We start from the raw sequence: 15,506 nt of genomic DNA, 5'->3' as shown, positions 1-15,506 counted from the left end.
CGATGGCGGTCGAGATCGGTTTTGTGCGCGAGCAGCGCTCGCTGTGGAGGGCAATCGGCAATGGCGTGATGTGCCGCTGCCCGAACTGCGGCAAGGGCAAGCTGTTCCGTTCCTACCTGAAGATCAACGATAGCTGCAGCGAGTGCGGCGAGAAGCTGAGCTCGGCCCGCGCCGATGACTTCCCGCCCTATATCGCCATCTTCATCGTCGGCCACGTGCTGGTCGGCTGGATGCTGCATGCCGAGATGAGCGGGCCGGTCGACCCGATGTTCTACGTCTGGACGATGATCCCGGCGGCGATCCTGCTGCCGCTGATCATGCTGCCCTCCATCAAGGGCGCGGTGGTCGGCCTGCAATGGGCCAACTACATGTACGGCTTCGACCCGACGCGCGGCGATACTTCGAAGAGCGACGTCTGAGCCCAGACTGGGCGGCTTCAGGGCCGCTTGACATCGGCCCGAAAATCCGTAGTTTCCGGCCAAATTTCCACGGGCCGGTTGGCCGGTTGAATTCACAGCCCCGCGGATTGCGCGCGGCAAGCCGTTGCAAGGAATGTGACCATGGCCAAAGCCGTATCCCTCAAGATCAAGCTCGTGTCGACTGCCGACACCGGCTTCTACTACGTCACCAAAAAGAACTCGCGTACGCAGACCGAGAAGCTCTCGTTCAAGAAGTACGACCCGGTCGTGCGCAAGCACGTCGAGTTCAAGGAAGCCAAGATCAAATAATCTGGCTCGTCCTGCCCTTTCGAAAGCCCGCGCTCCCCAGCGCGGGTTTTTCGTTATGGGCCCACGATAAAAGGGCACGATCAAGAGCACGAGAAGTCTTCGCGGGACGTCACGAACGCAAAACGCCCGCCCCGATATACGGGACGGGCGTCTGAAGAAGCGGCTGGTCCGAAGCGGCATGTCGAAGAGGCCACTCTTGCCCGCTGCGGACCAGCCTCCCTACGGACCCAGGAGTTGCGGCGGACCTGAGGAGAACCGTAGGGGTGACTGCTGACACCGAAAGTGTCGGCGTTGTTTCTATGGGAGTAGCTTAACCCTTTCCGGCGTAAGGGCAAGTAGCCGCTCCACAACGTTACTAATCCTTAACCTTAATATTCCGCGTCGGCGCTGGTCGAAACTAGGCGGCGTCGACGACGACGCGATTTCGCCCCTCGCGCTTGGCGCGATAGAGCGCCACATCGGCGCGCTTCAGCAGCAGCTCCGGAGTGTCGGTTTCGTGCTCGTTGAGCGCCATGCCAACCGACACCGTGACCGGCAAAGGCCGCCCGTTGCCGGCCTCGAACCCCTTCTCCGCCACGGCGCCGCGTACCCGTTCGGCGACGCTGTGCGCCTGTCTCGAGTCGGTATCGGGCATCAGCACCACGAACTCCTCGCCGCCAAAACGGCAGGCGAGGTCGACACCGCGAATATTGCGGCGCAGGCGGTCCGCAAACTCGCGCAACACTGCATCGCCCGTGTCGTGGCCGTGCGTGTCGTTGACTTCCTTGAAATAGTCCATGTCGATCAACATCAGCGCCATGTCGCGGCCCTGCTGTTGCGCCTTCTGCAACAGGATCGACAAATGCCGCTCGAAGTAGCGCCGGTTGTAGAGCCCGGTCAGTTCATCGGTCACTGCCAGCGCCAGAGTATTGTTGACGCTCTGACGCAGTTCCACGGCATAACGCTGGCGGCGAATCTGGGTCCGCACCCGCGCCATCAGTTCGTTACGCTCGACCGGGCGCATGATGAAGTCGTTCACACCGAGATCGAGCCCGCGCACCACGCGGGGCCGGTCGTCCTCTTCGGCGATCAAGATGATCGGCAAGGTGCGCGTCTGTTCGGCGGTGCGCATCTGCGAGCACACCCGCAGCGGGTCGAAATCGCCCAACGCCATCGACACCAGCGCCAGCTCATAGTCTCCACCGCTCACCGCCAGCACGGCGTCGGCGGGATTGGCAAGGATATCGACGCGGTTGTGTGCCTCGAGATAGCCGCGGATGCGCTCGGCGTGGCGCAAGTCCGGATCGACGAGCAGGATGCGTCCGTCGTTGTGGTCGATCGAGTCCATCGCCCGCATGGCGTCTTCGATGGCAATCTCCTGGCCGGTGCGTGCCCGGGCACGCAACTCGTCGGTCAGAGCCTTGAGGCGCACGAGGCTCTTCACCCGCGCCATCAATTGCACGTCGTCCACCGGCTTGGTGAGAAAGTCGTCGGCGCCGGCTTCGAGCCCCCGTACGCGATCGGAGGGCTGATCGAGCGCCGTGACCATCAGTACCGGAATGTGGCTGGTGCGCCGGTCGGCCTTGAGTCGGGTGCAGACCTCGAAGCCATCCATCTCGGGCATCATCACATCGAGCAGGATGATGTCGATCTCGCCTGCGGCACAGATGGCGAGCGCCTCCCTGCCCGACGCCGCCGTGACGACGTCGAAATACTCAGCCGAAAGCCGCGCCTCGAGCAGGCGGACGTTCGTTGGAATATCGTCGACGATCAGCACCCGCGCCGTCAAAGACCTCAGGCCCCGCGATTTGAGGAAATCCGCCCGAATGCCAATAAGGGCAAAGCCTAGTTGGCAGGTCCAATGTAGCGGGCAATGGTTTCCAAAAAGTGAGGCACGGAGATGGGTTTAGAGATGTACCCCTCGCAGCCGCCCTGGAGGATTCGCTCCTCGTCGCCCTTCATGGCGAAGGCAGTCACGGCAATGACCGGAATCGCCATCAGCTCGTCGTCTTCCTTGAGCCACTTGGTGACCACGAGGCCCGAGACTTCCGGCAGCTGGATATCCATCAGAATCAGGTCGGGGCGATGCGCCCGGGCAAGATCCAGCGCCTCCAGACCGTTACGGGTCTGGATGATCGAATAGCCACGCGATTCAAGCAGATCGTTGAAGAGCTTCATGTTGAGCTCATTGTCTTCGACGATCATCACGGTCTTGGGCATACGGGGACTCAAATCCACCCTGAACGGGGCCGGCAAGCCCTCGTGTTCTGCCCGAAGTTCGGGGTAACATCAATCCGATTACCAGCGAGACCCTGCCCCTTGCCCAAAACCCTCGAACTCACCTCCCGAACGCTGGGCGAACTCTGCCTGCACCACCTCGCTGAGAACCCGGCGCAGCTTGCCGAGTTCATGAGCCTTACCGGCTATTCCCCGGAAGCGCTGCGCAAGGCGGTGGGCGGCGGCGGGCTGGATCGCGGGCTGATCGATTACTTCGCCGCGAACGAGGCGCTGCTGCTGGCGCTCAGCGCCAATAACGGCTTCAAGCCAGACGACTTCATGCGCGTCTGGGCCCGGCTCAATCCGGCGGGATGACGGATGCTGGCGATCTGCCGCGACTGTTCGGCAACGGTGGAGGCGTTCGAGCCCCCTACCCGCTGCCGCGCCTGCGGATCGCCCAGAATCAAGGCCCATGACGAGCTGGGCGCGCTCAGCATCGCGCATGTCGACTGCGACGCGTTCTATGCCTCGATCGAGAAGCGCGACGATCCCAGTCTCGTCGACAAGCCATTGATCATCGGCGGCGGGGTTCGCGGCGTCGTCTCCACCTGCTGTTACATCGCCCGGCAATACGGCGTGCGCTCCGCCATGCCGATGTTCAAGGCGAAGGAACTCTGCCCGCACGCGGTGATCATCCCGCCCAACATGGCCAAGTACGTCGCGGTGAGCCGCGAGATCCGAGCGCTGATGGATCAGTTGACCCCGCTGGTCGAGCCGCTATCGATCGACGAGGCCTTTCTCGATCTCACCGGCACCGAGGCGCTGCACAAGGCGAAGCCCGCGGTAGTGCTCGCCCGCTTTGCCAAGCGCGTCGAACAAGAGGTTGGCGTCACCATCTCGGTGGGCCTGAGCCACAACAAATTCCTCGCCAAGGTCGCCTCCGACCTCGACAAGCCACGTGGCTTTGCGGTGATCGGCCGGGCCGAGACCATCGCCTTCCTCGCGCCGCATCCGGTGACGCTGATTTACGGCGTCGGCCGGGTGTTCGCCGAAACGCTGCGTAAGGACGGCTTCGAGACCATCGCCCAGTTGCAGGCGACGCCGCCGGAACAGCTGATGCGCCGCTACGGCGATTCCGGTGCACGCCTCGCGCGGCTGGCGCGCGGCGAGGACGCCCGCGCCATTTCCACCGACGATCAGATGAAGACCGTCTCGGCCGAGACCACCTTCAATACCGATCTCAGGAGCTTCGATGAGCTGTCCACGGAGTTGTTGGCGCTGTGCGAGCGGCTGTCCGACCGGCTCAAGGCCAAAGCGATCCTCGGCGACACCGTAACGTTGAAGCTCAAGTCGGCAGGTTTTCGCTTGCGCACCCGCGCCCGGCAATTGATGATCCCGACACAGCTTGCCAACGTGCTCTACGAAACCGGCGTGCAGCTTCTCGCTCGCGAGATCGACGGGACGGCATTTCGGCTGATCGGCATTGGCGTGAGCGGCATTTCGGAGGCAGACGGGATCGATCCGGTCGATCTGATCGAGCCGGGAATCGCCCGGCGCGCCGCTGCCGAAAGGGCCATCGATCGCGTACGCGATCGCTTCGGCCGGGACGCGGTGATCCGCGGCAAGCTATATGATCGGGTGAAGGCTCGTGCCGCCCGCAACGCAGACAAAGACGAAGAGAACCAGGATGACCAGCCCCCTCGATAAGCTCCGCGAATATGGCTACGAGCTGCCGCAGCCGAAAGCGCCGGTCGCCACCTATGTGCCGATCACCCGGACGGGCAACGTCGTTTATGTCTCGGGCCAGATTTCCTCGGGCGCCGATGGCGTGGTCACGGGGCTGCTCGGCGATACCATGAACGTCGTGCAGGGCGGCAACGCCGCCGAGCTCGCCGCGGTCAACTTCCTTAGCCAGATCGTCCACAGCGCGGGCGTCGACCTCACCAAGGTCAAGCGGGTGCTGAAGCTGACCGTGTTCGTCGCCTCGACGCCCGAGTTTGCCGAGCATCACCTCGTCGCCAACGGCGCATCTAACCTGATTGTCGGCGTGCTCGGCGACAAGGGAAAGCACGCGCGCTCCGCCATCGGCATGGCCGCCCTGCCCCTCGGCGCTGCCGTCGAGGTCGAAGGCATCATCGAAGTCGAGGACTGAGCGCCAGGGCGACGCGAAAGTGTCATGCGGGGCTGCTAGCGGCGGCGCTGCTTCCACCCCATATGACGGCTAGAGCATGTGTGCCAAACCAAACTTTGATCGTCCAATAGCCCACCGCGGTCTGCATGACCGCGGCCGCGGCATCATCGAGAACACCGCCAGCGCCTTCGCTGCAGCGATCGAGGGCGGCTATGCCATCGAATGCGACGTGCAGCTCAGCCGTGACGGCATTCCGATGATTTTCCACGATGACGATCTCGATCGGTTGACCGGCGTTGCCGGCCCGGTCGGAGCGCGCACCATGGCGGAGCTCTCGAGCTACGCCCTGCTCGACAGCGCTGCCGGCGATACACCGCAACGGTTCGACGAATTTCTCGCCCAGATAGACGGCCGCGTGCTGCTGCAGATCGAACTGAAGCAGCAGCCCAACCAGGCCGCGACCGAGGTGCTGGCGCAGACAGTGATGGATGCGCTCAAGAGCTATCGCGGTCCGGTGACGCTCGAATCGTTCGATCCCAAGCTGCTCATCGAGGTGCGAAAGCGCGGCGCCACGATGCCGATCGGCATCGTCACCTATGGCTATGACGAGCCCGAATGGGACCAGCACCTGAGCGATGCAACCAAGTTCATGCTGCGCCACCTGCTGCACTGGCCGCTCAGCCGCTTCGATTTCATCTCCTGCCGTGACAAGTCGCTCGACCTGCCGGCAGTGAGACTGTTCCGCTCGTTCGGCGTGCCGGTCACCGCCTGGACCATCAAGTCACCGGCGGCGGCTCTCGCCGTGCTCGGCAAGGCCGATCAGATCGTTTTCGAGGGGTTCGATCCACCAAGTGCTTGACGGAACGTTCAGCGCCGACGTGCTCAGTTCCATCGCCGAGATTCCCGCGGCGGTGTGGAACGGGCTGGCGCCGGCGCATGACGGGGTGGTCGACAACCCATTTCTCGATCACCGGTTCCTGCTCGCCCTCGAGCAGTCGGGCTCCGTTGCCAACCGCACCGGCTGGCAGCCGCAGCACCTGCTGTTGAGCGACAGCGCCGGTGCGCCGGTCGGGGCGATGCCGCTCTATCTCAAGTCGCATTCGCAGGGCGAGTACGTCTTCGACCATGGCTGGGCCGACGCCTTCCAGCGTGCCGGCGGCGAGTATTACCCCAAACTGCAATGCGCCGTGCCGTTCACCCCGGTAACCGGCCCGCGCTTCCTCGCCCGCGACGACGCGACCCGCGCGGCGGTGATCCGAACGGCCGAAACGCTCGCCACGCGCAACAACATCTCGTCGGTGCACGCCACCTTCGTCAGCGAGGCGGAAGCCGAGCTCGCCCGCGGCTCCGGCTGGCTGGTCCGCCACGACACCCAGTATCACTGGCATAATGAGGGCTTTTCGAGTTTCGAGGATTTCCTCGGCACGCTCTCGTCGCGTCACCGCAAGGTTACCCGTCGCGAGCGCCGCGAGGCGCTCGAGGCCGATGGTCTCACCGTCACATGGCTCACCGGCGCCGATCTCACCGAAACGGTGTGGGACCAGTTCTTCGATTTCTACCAGGATACCGGCAGCCGCAAGTGGGGCCGCCCCTACCTCAACCGCCGCTTCTTCTCGCTGCTGGGCGAGGCAATGGCCGACCGGGTGTTGCTGATGTTCGCCTATGACGGCGACGAGCCGGTCGCCGGCACCTTCTCGATGATCGGACACGACCGGCTCTACGGCCGCTACTGGGGCGCCACCCGCAACGTGCCGTTCCTGCATTTCGAACTCTGCTACTATCAGGCCATCGACTACGCCATCGCCCACAAGCTGCCGGTGGTCGAAGCCGGGGCCCAGGGCGAACACAAGCTGGCGCGCGGCTACGCGCCGGCCACCACCCGCTCGGTGCACTGGATCGGCCATCCCGGGCTTCGCGATGCAGTGGCGCGTTTCGTGGCCCAGGAACGCGCCTCAGTCGCGCGTGAGCAGGAGCAACTCGAGCGCTATACCCCCTTCAGACATGGGGACCAGCATTAGCCGGGAGTTGCACGCCCGCCGGCACTGTGGTTCGAAGGCACCACACTGGACGGGTTTGGGTCCGGCGCGGTATTTTGCTGCCTCAGCCAGACCATACTCTCGATAGATATGACGGCCGCCTCGTTCCGAGGCCCTGGAGACCGAATGAGCAAGCGCATCGCCATAGCCGCGATTGGGACGATGGGGGATGTCCAGCCCTTCGTCGCGCTTGCACTGTCGCTGAAGAAGCGTGGTCACTCGGTGGTGCTGTGCGCCACCAACGACTTCGAGGGCTTCGTCACCAGCCATGGCGTCGAGTTTGCAACGCTGGGTAGCGACATCCAGGCGTTCATGCGGCAGAGCCAGTTCGACAACGTGATGTCGAAGAACTCGCTGCTCTATGCGCCGAAGCTGTTGCGCGACGGGCAGAAGATCATGAAGACGGCCTGCCGGCACCTCTGGGCCACCGCCCAGGACGTCGACGCCATCATCTTCCACCAGACTACCAATTTCGCCGTCGACGTTGCCGAAGCGCTTGATATCCCGGCGATCATGACTGCCTTCCAGCCGATCAACCCGACCGGCGAGTTCCCATATTTCGGCTATGACGGCCCGCCGCCGGAGCCGCTGTTCAACCGCATCAGCCTCGATCCGCTGTTCAACCGCCTGAGCTACGTGGTGCAGGCGGCGCACCAGAGCTATTACGATTTCCCGCGCGACCGGATGCGCGCCAAGCTGCTGGGCCTGCGCAGCCGCAAGCGCTCGGGCTTTTCCAAGAACGCCCGCGGCGAGCCGATCCCGGCGCTGCATGCCTATTCCCCGGTGATCTCGCCGAGGCCCGGGGACTGGCCTGAGACCACCACCGTCACTGGCTTCTGGCGGCTCGACGACATCACCGGCTGGGAACCGGACGCCGCGTTCCGCAAATTCCTCGATGGCGGCGAAGCGCCGATCTATCTCGGCTTCGGCTCGATGCCCTGGGGTGCGGCGCGGAACACCGAGATCATCACCAAGGCGCTGAAGGAATGGGGCGGGAGGGCCGTCGTCGGCAAGGGCTGGGGCGGCATCAAGGCGGAGGACCTGCCCGACACCGTCTACACCATCGACAAGGCGCCCCACACCAAGCTGTTCCCGCTGATGAAGGCGCTGGTGCACCATGGCGGCGCCGGCACCACCTATGCCGGCCTTTACGCCGGGCGCCCGACCTTCGTCGTGCCGCATTTCTTCGACCAGCCCTACTGGGGGCGCCGGATCTATGAGCTGGGCTGCGGCCCCGCCCCGGTCCGCCTGCGCAAGCTCACTCCGGGCATCCTCGCCTCGGCTCTGGAAGAACTCGCCACCGATACCTCGTTCCAGATCGCGGCGACCGAGCTGCGCGATCGGCTGGTACTCGAGGATGGCACCGGGTTCGCCGCCGACATCGTCGAAGAGACGATCGAGACCTATCCGGGCAATCTCTACGAAACCGACGAAGCGATGGGGGCTGCCTCGTGACTGCCTACGACCCGAGCAACATCTTCAACAAGATCATCAAGGGCGAGATCCCCTCCCACAAGGTCTACGAAGATGCGGATGTCCTCGTGATGATGGACATATTTCCCCAGTCCAAGGGGCATGTGCTGATCATCCCCAAGGCGGCCTCGCGTAACCTTCTCGATGCCGATCCGGCTGTCCTTGCCCGCACCTTCCCGCAGGTGCAGCGGATCGCCAGGGCCGCACAGAAGGCTCTGAACCCCGACGGCATCCGCGTCGTGCAGTTCAACGAGGCGCCGGCCGGCCAGTCGGTGTTCCACCTGCACTTCCACGTCATCCCGGTTTACGAGGGCGAGGAGCTCGGCCGGCATGGCCAGGGCAAGGCGGATGACGCCGAGCTCGCCGCGCAGGCCAAGGCCATCGCAGCGGCCCTCGCCTGACGTGACGCCCGCTCCGCAGCTCAGCCTCGGCCTGCTGCTCACGGCCGCCGCGGGGATGATCGACGTCGTCGGCTTCATCGAGCTGGGCGGCTTCTACACCTCGTTCATGAGTGGCAACACCACCCAGCTCGGTGCAGGGCTCGCCCATATGGGCCCGGCCCTGGCTTTGCCTGCCGGCCTGATCGTGATGTTCGTCGTCGGCAGTTTCCTCGGCAGCCTGATCTCGGGGATCGGCCAGCGACACGGCCGCATCGGCGTGCTGGCGATCGTCATCGCCGGCCTGCTGGTGACCCTGGTGCTGCACGCCAACGGGTTCTCCGCCGCCCAGGCCATGCTGGCGCTGGCCACCGCTGCCGGTGCGCAGAACGCCGCGCTGCCGCAAACCGGTGCCGTCAGGCTGGGCGCCACGTTCGTCACGGGTACGCTGTTCGCGGTCGGCCAGGACCTGGCCCGGGCAGTCCGCCGCGAGGCGCCGCCGCTCCGCTGGCTGCAGCACCTGCTGGTCTGGTTGGCGCTGTTGCTGGGCGCAGCGATCGGCGCCTTCAGCTACGGACAATGGCAGGTCGGCGCCCTGATCGTGCCGGGTGCGATCTACCTGGCGTTCCTCAGCGCAGCCGTGATCCAGGCGGCGCGCTAAGCAACCACTTTTCGGTATCGGACGAAACTGCTAGAACTTGCAGCAGTGATGTGCAGCACATCAGTTCGTCGACATTCTACGCTAGACTTCCTCGTCCAGGCGTTAGCACCGATGATGACCGCCGCTCAATTGCGGGCCGCCCGCGCCCTGCTCGGCATCGACCAGAAGACCCTGGCCGAGATGGCCGGGGTGTCGTTGCCGACGATCCAGCGCATGGAAGCGAGCGACGGCACCGTGCGCGGCATCGTCGAAACCCTCACCAGAGTTATCGAAGCCCTCAACGAGGCCGGGGTCGAATTGATCGGCGACAACGCCCGAAGCGACGCAGGCGGTCGCGGCGTGCGCCTCCGACAACCGGCGCCAAAGACCGACTGAGTTCAGATGTCACTTGGGCGATCACGGCCCTAGCCCCGCTGATCGCCGCGCTTGTTCGCGAAAGGCGAATGATCCGATGGCCGGTTCCGCTCCCACCTCGTCCGCGCCTGCCCTTACCGAGCTGTTTACCCCCAAGCTGGTCACCGTACTGCGCGAGGGCTACCGGCTTGCCGACCTGAGGGCCGACGTCCTCGCTGGGCTCACCGTAGCCATCGTCGCGCTGCCGCTGTCGATGGCTATCGCCATTGCCTCGGGGACGACGCCCGAGCGTGGACTGTTCACCGCCGCCGTCGGCGGCTTCCTGATCTCGGCACTGGGCGGCAGCCGCTTCCAGATCGGCGGACCGGCGGCGGCGTTCACCGTGCTGGTCGCCTCCACCATCAGCCGCCACGGGCTCGACGGGTTGCTGCTCGCCACCATCATGGCTGGGGTATTCCTGCTGCTGATGGGGGTGTTTCGCCTTGGGAGCTACATCAAGTTCATCCCCTACCCGGTGACCGTCGGTTTCATCTCCGGTATCGCGGTGATCCTGTTCGTCGGCCAGCTCCACGATCTGCTCGGTCTGACGCTGCCGGACCCCGATCCGGCGGACATCGTCCCCAAGCTCATGGCGCTGGCTGGCGCGATCGGCACCATCAACCCGGCTGCCCTGGGCATCGCCGCGCTCTCGGTCGGCATTATAGTGGGGCTGCGGCGCTGGCGCCCGCACTGGCCCGGGATCCTCATCGCAGTGATCGCCACATCGCTCGCCGGTGCATTGCTGCACCTGCCGGTAGAAACCATCGGCACGCGCTTCGGCGGCATCCCGAGCACGCTCCCGAGCCCGGCGCTACCGCCCTTCTCGCTCGACAAGATCCAGGCGGTGCTGCCCGATGCGATTGCCTTCGCTCTGCTCGGCGCCATCGAGTCGCTGCTCTCCGCCATGGTGGCGGATGGCATGACAGGCCGGCGGCACCGCTCCAATATGGAGCTGGTCGCGCAGGGGATCGCCAATGTCGGATCGGCGCTATTCGGCGGTATCTGCGCCACCGGCACGGTGGCCCGCACCGCCACCAATGTCCGCTCAGGCGCCCGCAGTCCGCTGGCCGGCATGTTCCACTCGGTGTTCATCGTGCTGTTCATGCTGGTGGCTGCGCCGCTCGCGAGCTTCATCCCGCTTGCCGCACTCGCCGGAGTGCTGGTGGTGGTTGCCTGGAACATGGCCGAGAAGAACGCCTTCGCCACCCTGATCCGAACCTCGCCGGGCGACGCAGTGGTGCTGCTGGCGACCTTCGGGCTCACCGTGTTCCGCGGCCTCACCGAAGGAATCATCGTCGGCTTCGCGTTGGGCGCCCTGTTGTTCATCCACCGCATGGCCCAGCAGGCCGGCGTCGAGGTGCACGTGCCGTCGGTGCTCGAGGATCAGGCGGACGCCGCGAGCCCGGCCCGCCCACCCTACGACCCGGCCATCGCCACCGACCCCGACGTTGCCGTGTACCGCATCACCGGGGCATTCTTCTTCGGTGCGGCGGCAACCGTCGGCGCCGTACTCGAACGCATTGCCGACCAACACCGTGCCTTCGTCATCGACTTCTCGGCCGTGCCGTTCATCGACTCGACCGCCGCCAACACCATGGAGGGCATCGCCCGCAAGGCGGCGCGCCATCACGTCGTGCTGCTGATTTCGGGCGCTTCCCCGGCGGTGCGGAAATCCCTCGCTGCACATGGCGTCGGCGCACCGGCGGTGCTGTTCGAGCGCAACATCGAGGCTGCCATGGGCGCCGCCCATGCGGAAATCACCCGGCGCGGCGCCCCAGGCGTCGCCGCGCCAGCCCAGGGCACTGAGCCCTAGCTCAAGAACTCCGTCCGCGCCCGTTCGATCACCAGCGAGCGGATCGCCACATTCCGCGGCTGGGCGAGGACGAACAGGATCGACTCGACGACATCCTTGTCGCTAAGCGCATCCTCGATGCCGCGCGGATGATCCCAGTTCTCCTCGAGCGGCGAGGTGTCCTCGATATGGCCGGGATAGACCGAGGTGACGCGCACGCTGGTGCCGGCCATCTCCTCGGTCAGCGCCTGGACGAAGCCGTTCTGGGCGTGCTTGGCGGCAACGAACGGCACCGATGAACCGCGCATCCGCGCATAAGGCAGCCCGCTCATCGAGACCACCGTATGGATATCGGCCTCCGGCCGCTTCAGCAGCAGCGGCAGCAGACGACGGGTCAGCGCCATGGTGCCGGTTACGGCGGAATCGACCACGGCGGCAATCTGCGCATCGGTCATCGCAGTGTAGGCGCCACCTACCCATTGCGAGCCGGAATTGACGAGAATGTCGAGTTCGGGATGCACAGTGGCGATCTTGCTCGCCGCGCCGGTCAGCGACAGCGGGTCGGCGAGGTCGCAGACAAAGGCGTCCGGTCGCTTGCCGGTTCGTTGCTCGATCGCCTCGGCCACGGCGCCGATGCCCGCAACGTTGCGACCCAGCAGCAGGGGGATCATCCCGCGGTCTGCCGCGACGATCGCCAGCGCTGCCCCGAGGCCGCGCGCCGCGCCGGTTATCGCAATAGTCTTGCCCTCAAGTCCCATTCAGTCCTCCCCCCCCAAGAAAAAGGCCGGGATCGCTCCCGGCCTTGCATAACCCCTGCATGGGATCTCAGCTTTTCTCTTCCGCCGGCTTGTCGGCCGCGGCCTTGCTCTTTTTGGGCTTGGGCGCGGCGATCGCCTTGGGCCGGGCCGGTCGCGGCGGTACTGCTATCAGCTCGAGCTTGGCGTCGGTACCGACACCGACCACGGCGACGGTGACCGAACCGCCATTCTGCAACTCGCCGAACAGCACCTGATCGGCCAGCGGCTTCTTGACGTGTTCCTGGATCACACGGCCCAGCGGGCGCGCGCCCATGCGCTCGTCATAACCGCGGACAGCCAGCCATTCGGCGGCTTCCGGGGTCAGCTCGATGGTCACACCGCGCTCGGCCAACTGGCCTTCGAGCTGCAGCACGAACTTCTCGACCACCCGACGGACGACTGCCGGCGGCAGCGGACCGAACGAGATGATGGCGTCGAGACGGTTGCGGAACTCCGGCGTGAACATCCGGTTCACCGCTTCCTCGTCGTCCCCCTGCTCGCGCTTGCGACCAAAGCCGATCGGCGACTTCTGCAGTTCCATGGCGCCGACATTCGACGTCATGATCAGGATGACGTTGCGGAAATCGACCGACTTGCCGTTGTGATCGGTCAGTTTGCCGTGGTCCATCACCTGCAACAGGATGTTGAACAGGTCGGGATGGGCCTTCTCGATTTCGTCGAGCAGCACCACGCAGTGAGGATGCTGGTCCACGCCATCGGTGAGCAGCCCGCCCTGGTCAAAGCCGACATAGCCCGGAGGGGCGCCGATCAGCCGCGACACAGTATGCCGCTCCATGTATTCCGACATATCGAAGCGCAGCAGTTCGACGCCGAGCGTATCGGCCAATTGCTTGGCCACCTCGGTCTTGCCGACGCCGGTCGGACCGGTGAACAGGTAGGAGCCGATCGGCTTTTCCGGCTCGCGCAGCCCGGCACGAGCCAGCTTGATCGCCGACGACAGCGCCGTGATCGCCTGATCCTGGCCGAACACCACAGTCTTGAGATTGTTCTCGAGATTGGCGAGGAGTTCGGAATCCGACTTCGACACCGACTTCGGCGGGATGCGGGCCATCGTAGCGATGGTCTGCTCGATATCGGCGACGTCGATGGTCTGCTTGCGGTTCTCCGGGGTCAGCAACATCTGGCTGGCGCCAGTCTCGTCGATCACGTCGATCGCCTTGTCGGGAAGCTTGCGATCGTTGATGTAGCGCGCACTCAACTCGACGGCGGCCTTCAGCGCGTCGTCGGTGTACTTCAGCTTGTGGTAGTCCTCGAAGTACGGACGCAGGCCCTTCACGATCTCGATCGCATCCGGGATGGTCGGCTCGGCAACGTCGATCTTCTGGAAGCGACGGACGAGCGCCCGATCCTTTTCGAAGAACTGACGATATTCCTTGTAAGTGGTCGAGCCGATGCAGCGGATGTTGCCCGAAGCCAGAGCCGGCTTCAGCAGGTTCGAGGCATCGAGCGCGCCGCCGGAGGTAGCGCCAGCGCCGATCACGGTGTGGATCTCGTCGATGAACAAGATCGCGTCGGGGTGCTTTTCGAGCTCCTTCATCACGGCCTTGAGCCGCTCTTCGAAGTCGCCGCGATAGCGCGTCCCGGCCAGCAGCGAGCCCATGTCGAGGGCGTAGATGACCGCCTCGCGCAACACCTCGGGCACGTCGCCTTCGATGATCTTGCGGGCGAGGCCCTCGGCAATGGCGGTCTTGCCGACGCCGGCGTCACCGACATAAAGCGGGTTGTTCTTGGAGCGCCGGCAGAGGATCTGGATGGTCCGGCGCAACTCGCTGTCGCGGCCGATCAGCGGATCGATCTTTCCGGCCCGCGCTTTCTCGTTGAGGTTGACGCAGAAATCGGCCAGCGCCGAGCTCTGGCCATTGCCCGAGCGTTCGCCCTCTTCCCCCTGCCCGTTGCCGGCCGGAGTCTCGGCGCCGCGCACCCGGCGCTCCTCGCTCGGCCCCGACTTGGTGATGCCGTGCGAGATGAAGTTGACCGCGTCGAGCCGCGTCATGTCCTGCTGCTCGAGGAAGTAGGCGGCATGGCTTTCGCGTTCGGCGAAGATAGCGACGAGCACGTTGGCACCCGTAACCTCTTCCTTACCGGATGACTGGACGTGGATGACGGCGCGCTGGATGACACGCTGGAAGGCCGCGGTCGGCCGCGCGTCCTGCCCGTTGGGCACGACGAGACTGTCGAGTTCCTCGTTGATGAAGTCCTCGAGGTCCGACTTCAGCGCTTCGATGTCGACATCGCAGCCGGTCAGTACCGCGATGGTGTCGCGATCGTCGGTCAGCGCCAGCAGCAGGTGCTCGAGCGTGGCGAACTCATGCGCCCGCTCGCGCGCCAGGTTCATCGCCTGATGGAGGGCCTTCTCAAGTCCGCGGGAGAAAGAGGGCATATGTCGGTTCCTATTGCTTTTCCATCACGCACTGAAGTGGGTGCTGGTTCTTGCGGGCCGCGTCCATCACCCTGGTGACCTTGGTTTCGGCCACCTCGAAGGGGTACACACCACATTCGCCGACGCCCTGGTTATGGACGTGAAGCATAATGCGCATGGCCTCTTCGCGGGTCTTGTTGAACACATCCTGCAGCACCAGGACGACGAACTCCATCGGAGTATAATCGTCGTTCAGCAGCAGCACCCGATAGAGGCTGGGGCGTTTGCTCTTGGTCTTCGGCTTGGTGATGGTCGCCGTATCGTTCTTGCTTCCCCCATCGCTGTTGCCGCGCTTGCGGTCATCGTCGGCTCCACGGGGTGGCATCCTTGATGCACCTGATGTCGGGAGCGTCAGTTCGATGGCTGCACGCATGGCTCGGGTCTGGGGGATATCGGTTCGAAGCAGCATGGTGAAGCCATTATGTAGGCAAAACTCGATGCCTGTTAAGTGGCCAAGTACCTAAACTTTGGAGCAGGTGCCT

Annotated in this window: 17 protein-coding genes; 12 read left to right on the top strand and 5 right to left on the bottom strand. The window is 64.7% G+C overall.

Annotation, left to right across the window (positions count from 1 at the left end):
• Positions 1-2 precede the first annotated feature (2 nt).
• Together VGV07_RS18590 and rpmG are read left to right on the top strand one after the other, a co-directional pair.
• Positions 3-419: a DUF983 domain-containing protein gene (locus VGV07_RS18590; protein ID WP_326870217.1), complete on the top strand. Its 417-nt coding sequence runs from the start codon at positions 3-5 to the stop codon at positions 417-419.
• A 141-nt stretch (positions 420-560) separates the two neighbouring features.
• Positions 561-728: a 50S ribosomal protein L33 gene (gene rpmG, locus VGV07_RS18585; RefSeq protein ID WP_055048921.1), complete on the top strand. Its 168-nt coding sequence runs from the start codon at positions 561-563 to the stop codon at positions 726-728.
• Positions 729-1,125: 397 nt separating this feature from the next.
• Here rpmG and VGV07_RS18580 read toward each other — a convergent pair whose 3' ends face one another.
• Positions 1,126-2,496 (bottom strand): PleD family two-component system response regulator, encoded by a 1,371-nt coding sequence (locus VGV07_RS18580; RefSeq protein ID WP_326870216.1) that lies wholly within the window; start codon positions 2,494-2,496, stop codon positions 1,126-1,128.
• A 56-nt stretch (positions 2,497-2,552) separates the two neighbouring features.
• Positions 2,553-2,927, bottom strand: coding sequence for a response regulator (locus VGV07_RS18575; protein WP_326870215.1), 375 nt, complete (start codon positions 2,925-2,927; stop codon positions 2,553-2,555).
• Between the two features lie 99 nt (positions 2,928-3,026).
• Here VGV07_RS18575 and VGV07_RS18570 point away from each other — a divergent pair, with 99 nt between their 5' ends.
• The 10 genes from VGV07_RS18570 to VGV07_RS18525 all read left to right on the top strand — a co-directional run bounded on the left by VGV07_RS18570 (position 3,027) and on the right by VGV07_RS18525 (position 11,808).
• Positions 3,027-3,299 (top strand): DUF3572 family protein, encoded by a 273-nt coding sequence (locus tag VGV07_RS18570; RefSeq protein WP_326870214.1) that lies wholly within the window; start codon positions 3,027-3,029, stop codon positions 3,297-3,299.
• Positions 3,300-3,302: 3 nt separating this feature from the next.
• The gene (locus tag VGV07_RS18565) at positions 3,303-4,631 is read left to right on the top strand and encodes a DNA polymerase IV (protein ID WP_326870213.1); all 1,329 of its coding nucleotides are present in this window, start codon (positions 3,303-3,305) and stop codon (positions 4,629-4,631) included.
• Positions 4,612-5,076 (top strand): RidA family protein, encoded by a 465-nt coding sequence (locus tag VGV07_RS18560; RefSeq protein ID WP_326870212.1) that lies wholly within the window; start codon positions 4,612-4,614, stop codon positions 5,074-5,076. Before VGV07_RS18565 ends, VGV07_RS18560 begins: the two co-directional genes overlap by 20 nt.
• Positions 5,077-5,152: 76 nt before the next feature.
• Positions 5,153-5,914 (top strand): glycerophosphodiester phosphodiesterase family protein, encoded by a 762-nt coding sequence (locus VGV07_RS18555; protein ID WP_326870211.1) that lies wholly within the window; start codon positions 5,153-5,155, stop codon positions 5,912-5,914.
• Positions 5,907-7,073, top strand: coding sequence for a GNAT family N-acetyltransferase (locus tag VGV07_RS18550; protein ID WP_326870210.1), 1,167 nt, complete (start codon positions 5,907-5,909; stop codon positions 7,071-7,073). Before VGV07_RS18555 ends, VGV07_RS18550 begins: the two co-directional genes overlap by 8 nt.
• Positions 7,074-7,217: 144 nt before the next feature.
• The gene (locus VGV07_RS18545; protein ID WP_326870209.1) at positions 7,218-8,546 is read left to right on the top strand and encodes a glycosyltransferase; all 1,329 of its coding nucleotides are present in this window, start codon (positions 7,218-7,220) and stop codon (positions 8,544-8,546) included.
• On the top strand, positions 8,543-8,965 hold the full coding sequence (locus tag VGV07_RS18540; protein ID WP_326870208.1) for an HIT family protein: 423 nt from the start codon (positions 8,543-8,545) through the stop codon (positions 8,963-8,965). Before VGV07_RS18545 ends, VGV07_RS18540 begins: the two co-directional genes overlap by 4 nt.
• Before the next feature lies 1 nt (position 8,966).
• Positions 8,967-9,602 carry a YoaK family protein gene (locus tag VGV07_RS18535; protein ID WP_414649979.1) on the top strand — a complete coding sequence of 212 codons (636 nt, stop codon included), beginning with the start codon at positions 8,967-8,969 and terminating at the stop codon, positions 9,600-9,602.
• A gap of 111 nt (positions 9,603-9,713) precedes the next feature.
• Entirely contained in the window at positions 9,714-9,977 is a 264-nt protein-coding gene (locus tag VGV07_RS18530) for a helix-turn-helix domain-containing protein (RefSeq protein ID WP_326870206.1), read from the top strand.
• A gap of 76 nt (positions 9,978-10,053) precedes the next feature.
• A complete protein-coding gene (locus VGV07_RS18525) occupies positions 10,054-11,808 on the top strand; it encodes a SulP family inorganic anion transporter (RefSeq protein WP_326870205.1) in 1,755 nt (584 codons plus the stop codon).
• On the opposite strand, the gene VGV07_RS18520 is transcribed toward VGV07_RS18525, so the two are convergent.
• From VGV07_RS18520 to clpS, 3 genes are all read right to left on the bottom strand, one after another.
• Entirely contained in the window at positions 11,805-12,545 is a 741-nt protein-coding gene (locus tag VGV07_RS18520) for an SDR family oxidoreductase (RefSeq protein ID WP_326870204.1), read from the bottom strand. The genes VGV07_RS18525 and VGV07_RS18520 overlap by 4 nt on opposite strands.
• A gap of 67 nt (positions 12,546-12,612) precedes the next feature.
• On the bottom strand, positions 12,613-14,985 hold the full coding sequence (gene clpA / locus VGV07_RS18515; protein WP_326870203.1) for an ATP-dependent Clp protease ATP-binding subunit ClpA: 2,373 nt from the start codon (positions 14,983-14,985) through the stop codon (positions 12,613-12,615).
• 10 nt (positions 14,986-14,995) lie between these two features.
• Positions 14,996-15,397 carry an ATP-dependent Clp protease adapter ClpS gene (gene clpS, locus VGV07_RS18510; RefSeq protein WP_414649978.1) on the bottom strand — a complete coding sequence of 134 codons (402 nt, stop codon included), beginning with the start codon at positions 15,395-15,397 and terminating at the stop codon, positions 14,996-14,998.
• Positions 15,398-15,506 lie beyond the last annotated feature (109 nt).

Source organism: Devosia sp. (genome assembly GCF_035944845.1).
In the GTDB taxonomy this organism is placed as follows: domain Bacteria; phylum Pseudomonadota; class Alphaproteobacteria; order Rhizobiales; family Devosiaceae; genus Devosia_A.
This window is presented reverse-complemented; position numbering and strand designations above follow the sequence as displayed.

Excerpts from the sequence above, each read along its gene's own strand:
- VGV07_RS18590 (WP_326870217.1), top strand. The coding sequence starts at position 3 with ATGGCGGTCGAGATCGGTTTTGTGCGCGAGCAGCGCTCGCTGTGGAGG.
- rpmG (WP_055048921.1), top strand. The coding sequence starts at position 561 with ATGGCCAAAGCCGTATCCCTCAAGATCAAGCTCGTGTCGACTGCCGAC.
- VGV07_RS18575 (WP_326870215.1), bottom strand. The coding sequence starts at position 2,927 with ATGCCCAAGACCGTGATGATCGTCGAAGACAATGAGCTCAACATGAAG.
- VGV07_RS18565 (WP_326870213.1), top strand. The coding sequence starts at position 3,303 with ATGCTGGCGATCTGCCGCGACTGTTCGGCAACGGTGGAGGCGTTCGAG.
- VGV07_RS18560 (WP_326870212.1), top strand. The coding sequence starts at position 4,612 with ATGACCAGCCCCCTCGATAAGCTCCGCGAATATGGCTACGAGCTGCCG.
- VGV07_RS18555 (WP_326870211.1), top strand. The coding sequence starts at position 5,153 with ATGTGTGCCAAACCAAACTTTGATCGTCCAATAGCCCACCGCGGTCTG.
- VGV07_RS18545 (WP_326870209.1), top strand. The coding sequence starts at position 7,218 with ATGAGCAAGCGCATCGCCATAGCCGCGATTGGGACGATGGGGGATGTC.
- VGV07_RS18530 (WP_326870206.1), top strand. The coding sequence starts at position 9,714 with ATGATGACCGCCGCTCAATTGCGGGCCGCCCGCGCCCTGCTCGGCATC.
- VGV07_RS18525 (WP_326870205.1), top strand. The coding sequence starts at position 10,054 with ATGGCCGGTTCCGCTCCCACCTCGTCCGCGCCTGCCCTTACCGAGCTG.
- VGV07_RS18520 (WP_326870204.1), bottom strand. The coding sequence starts at position 12,545 with ATGGGACTTGAGGGCAAGACTATTGCGATAACCGGCGCGGCGCGCGGC.
- clpA (WP_326870203.1), bottom strand. The coding sequence starts at position 14,985 with ATGCCCTCTTTCTCCCGCGGACTTGAGAAGGCCCTCCATCAGGCGATG.
- clpS (WP_414649978.1), bottom strand. The coding sequence starts at position 15,397 with ATGCGTGCAGCCATCGAACTGACGCTCCCGACATCAGGTGCATCAAGG.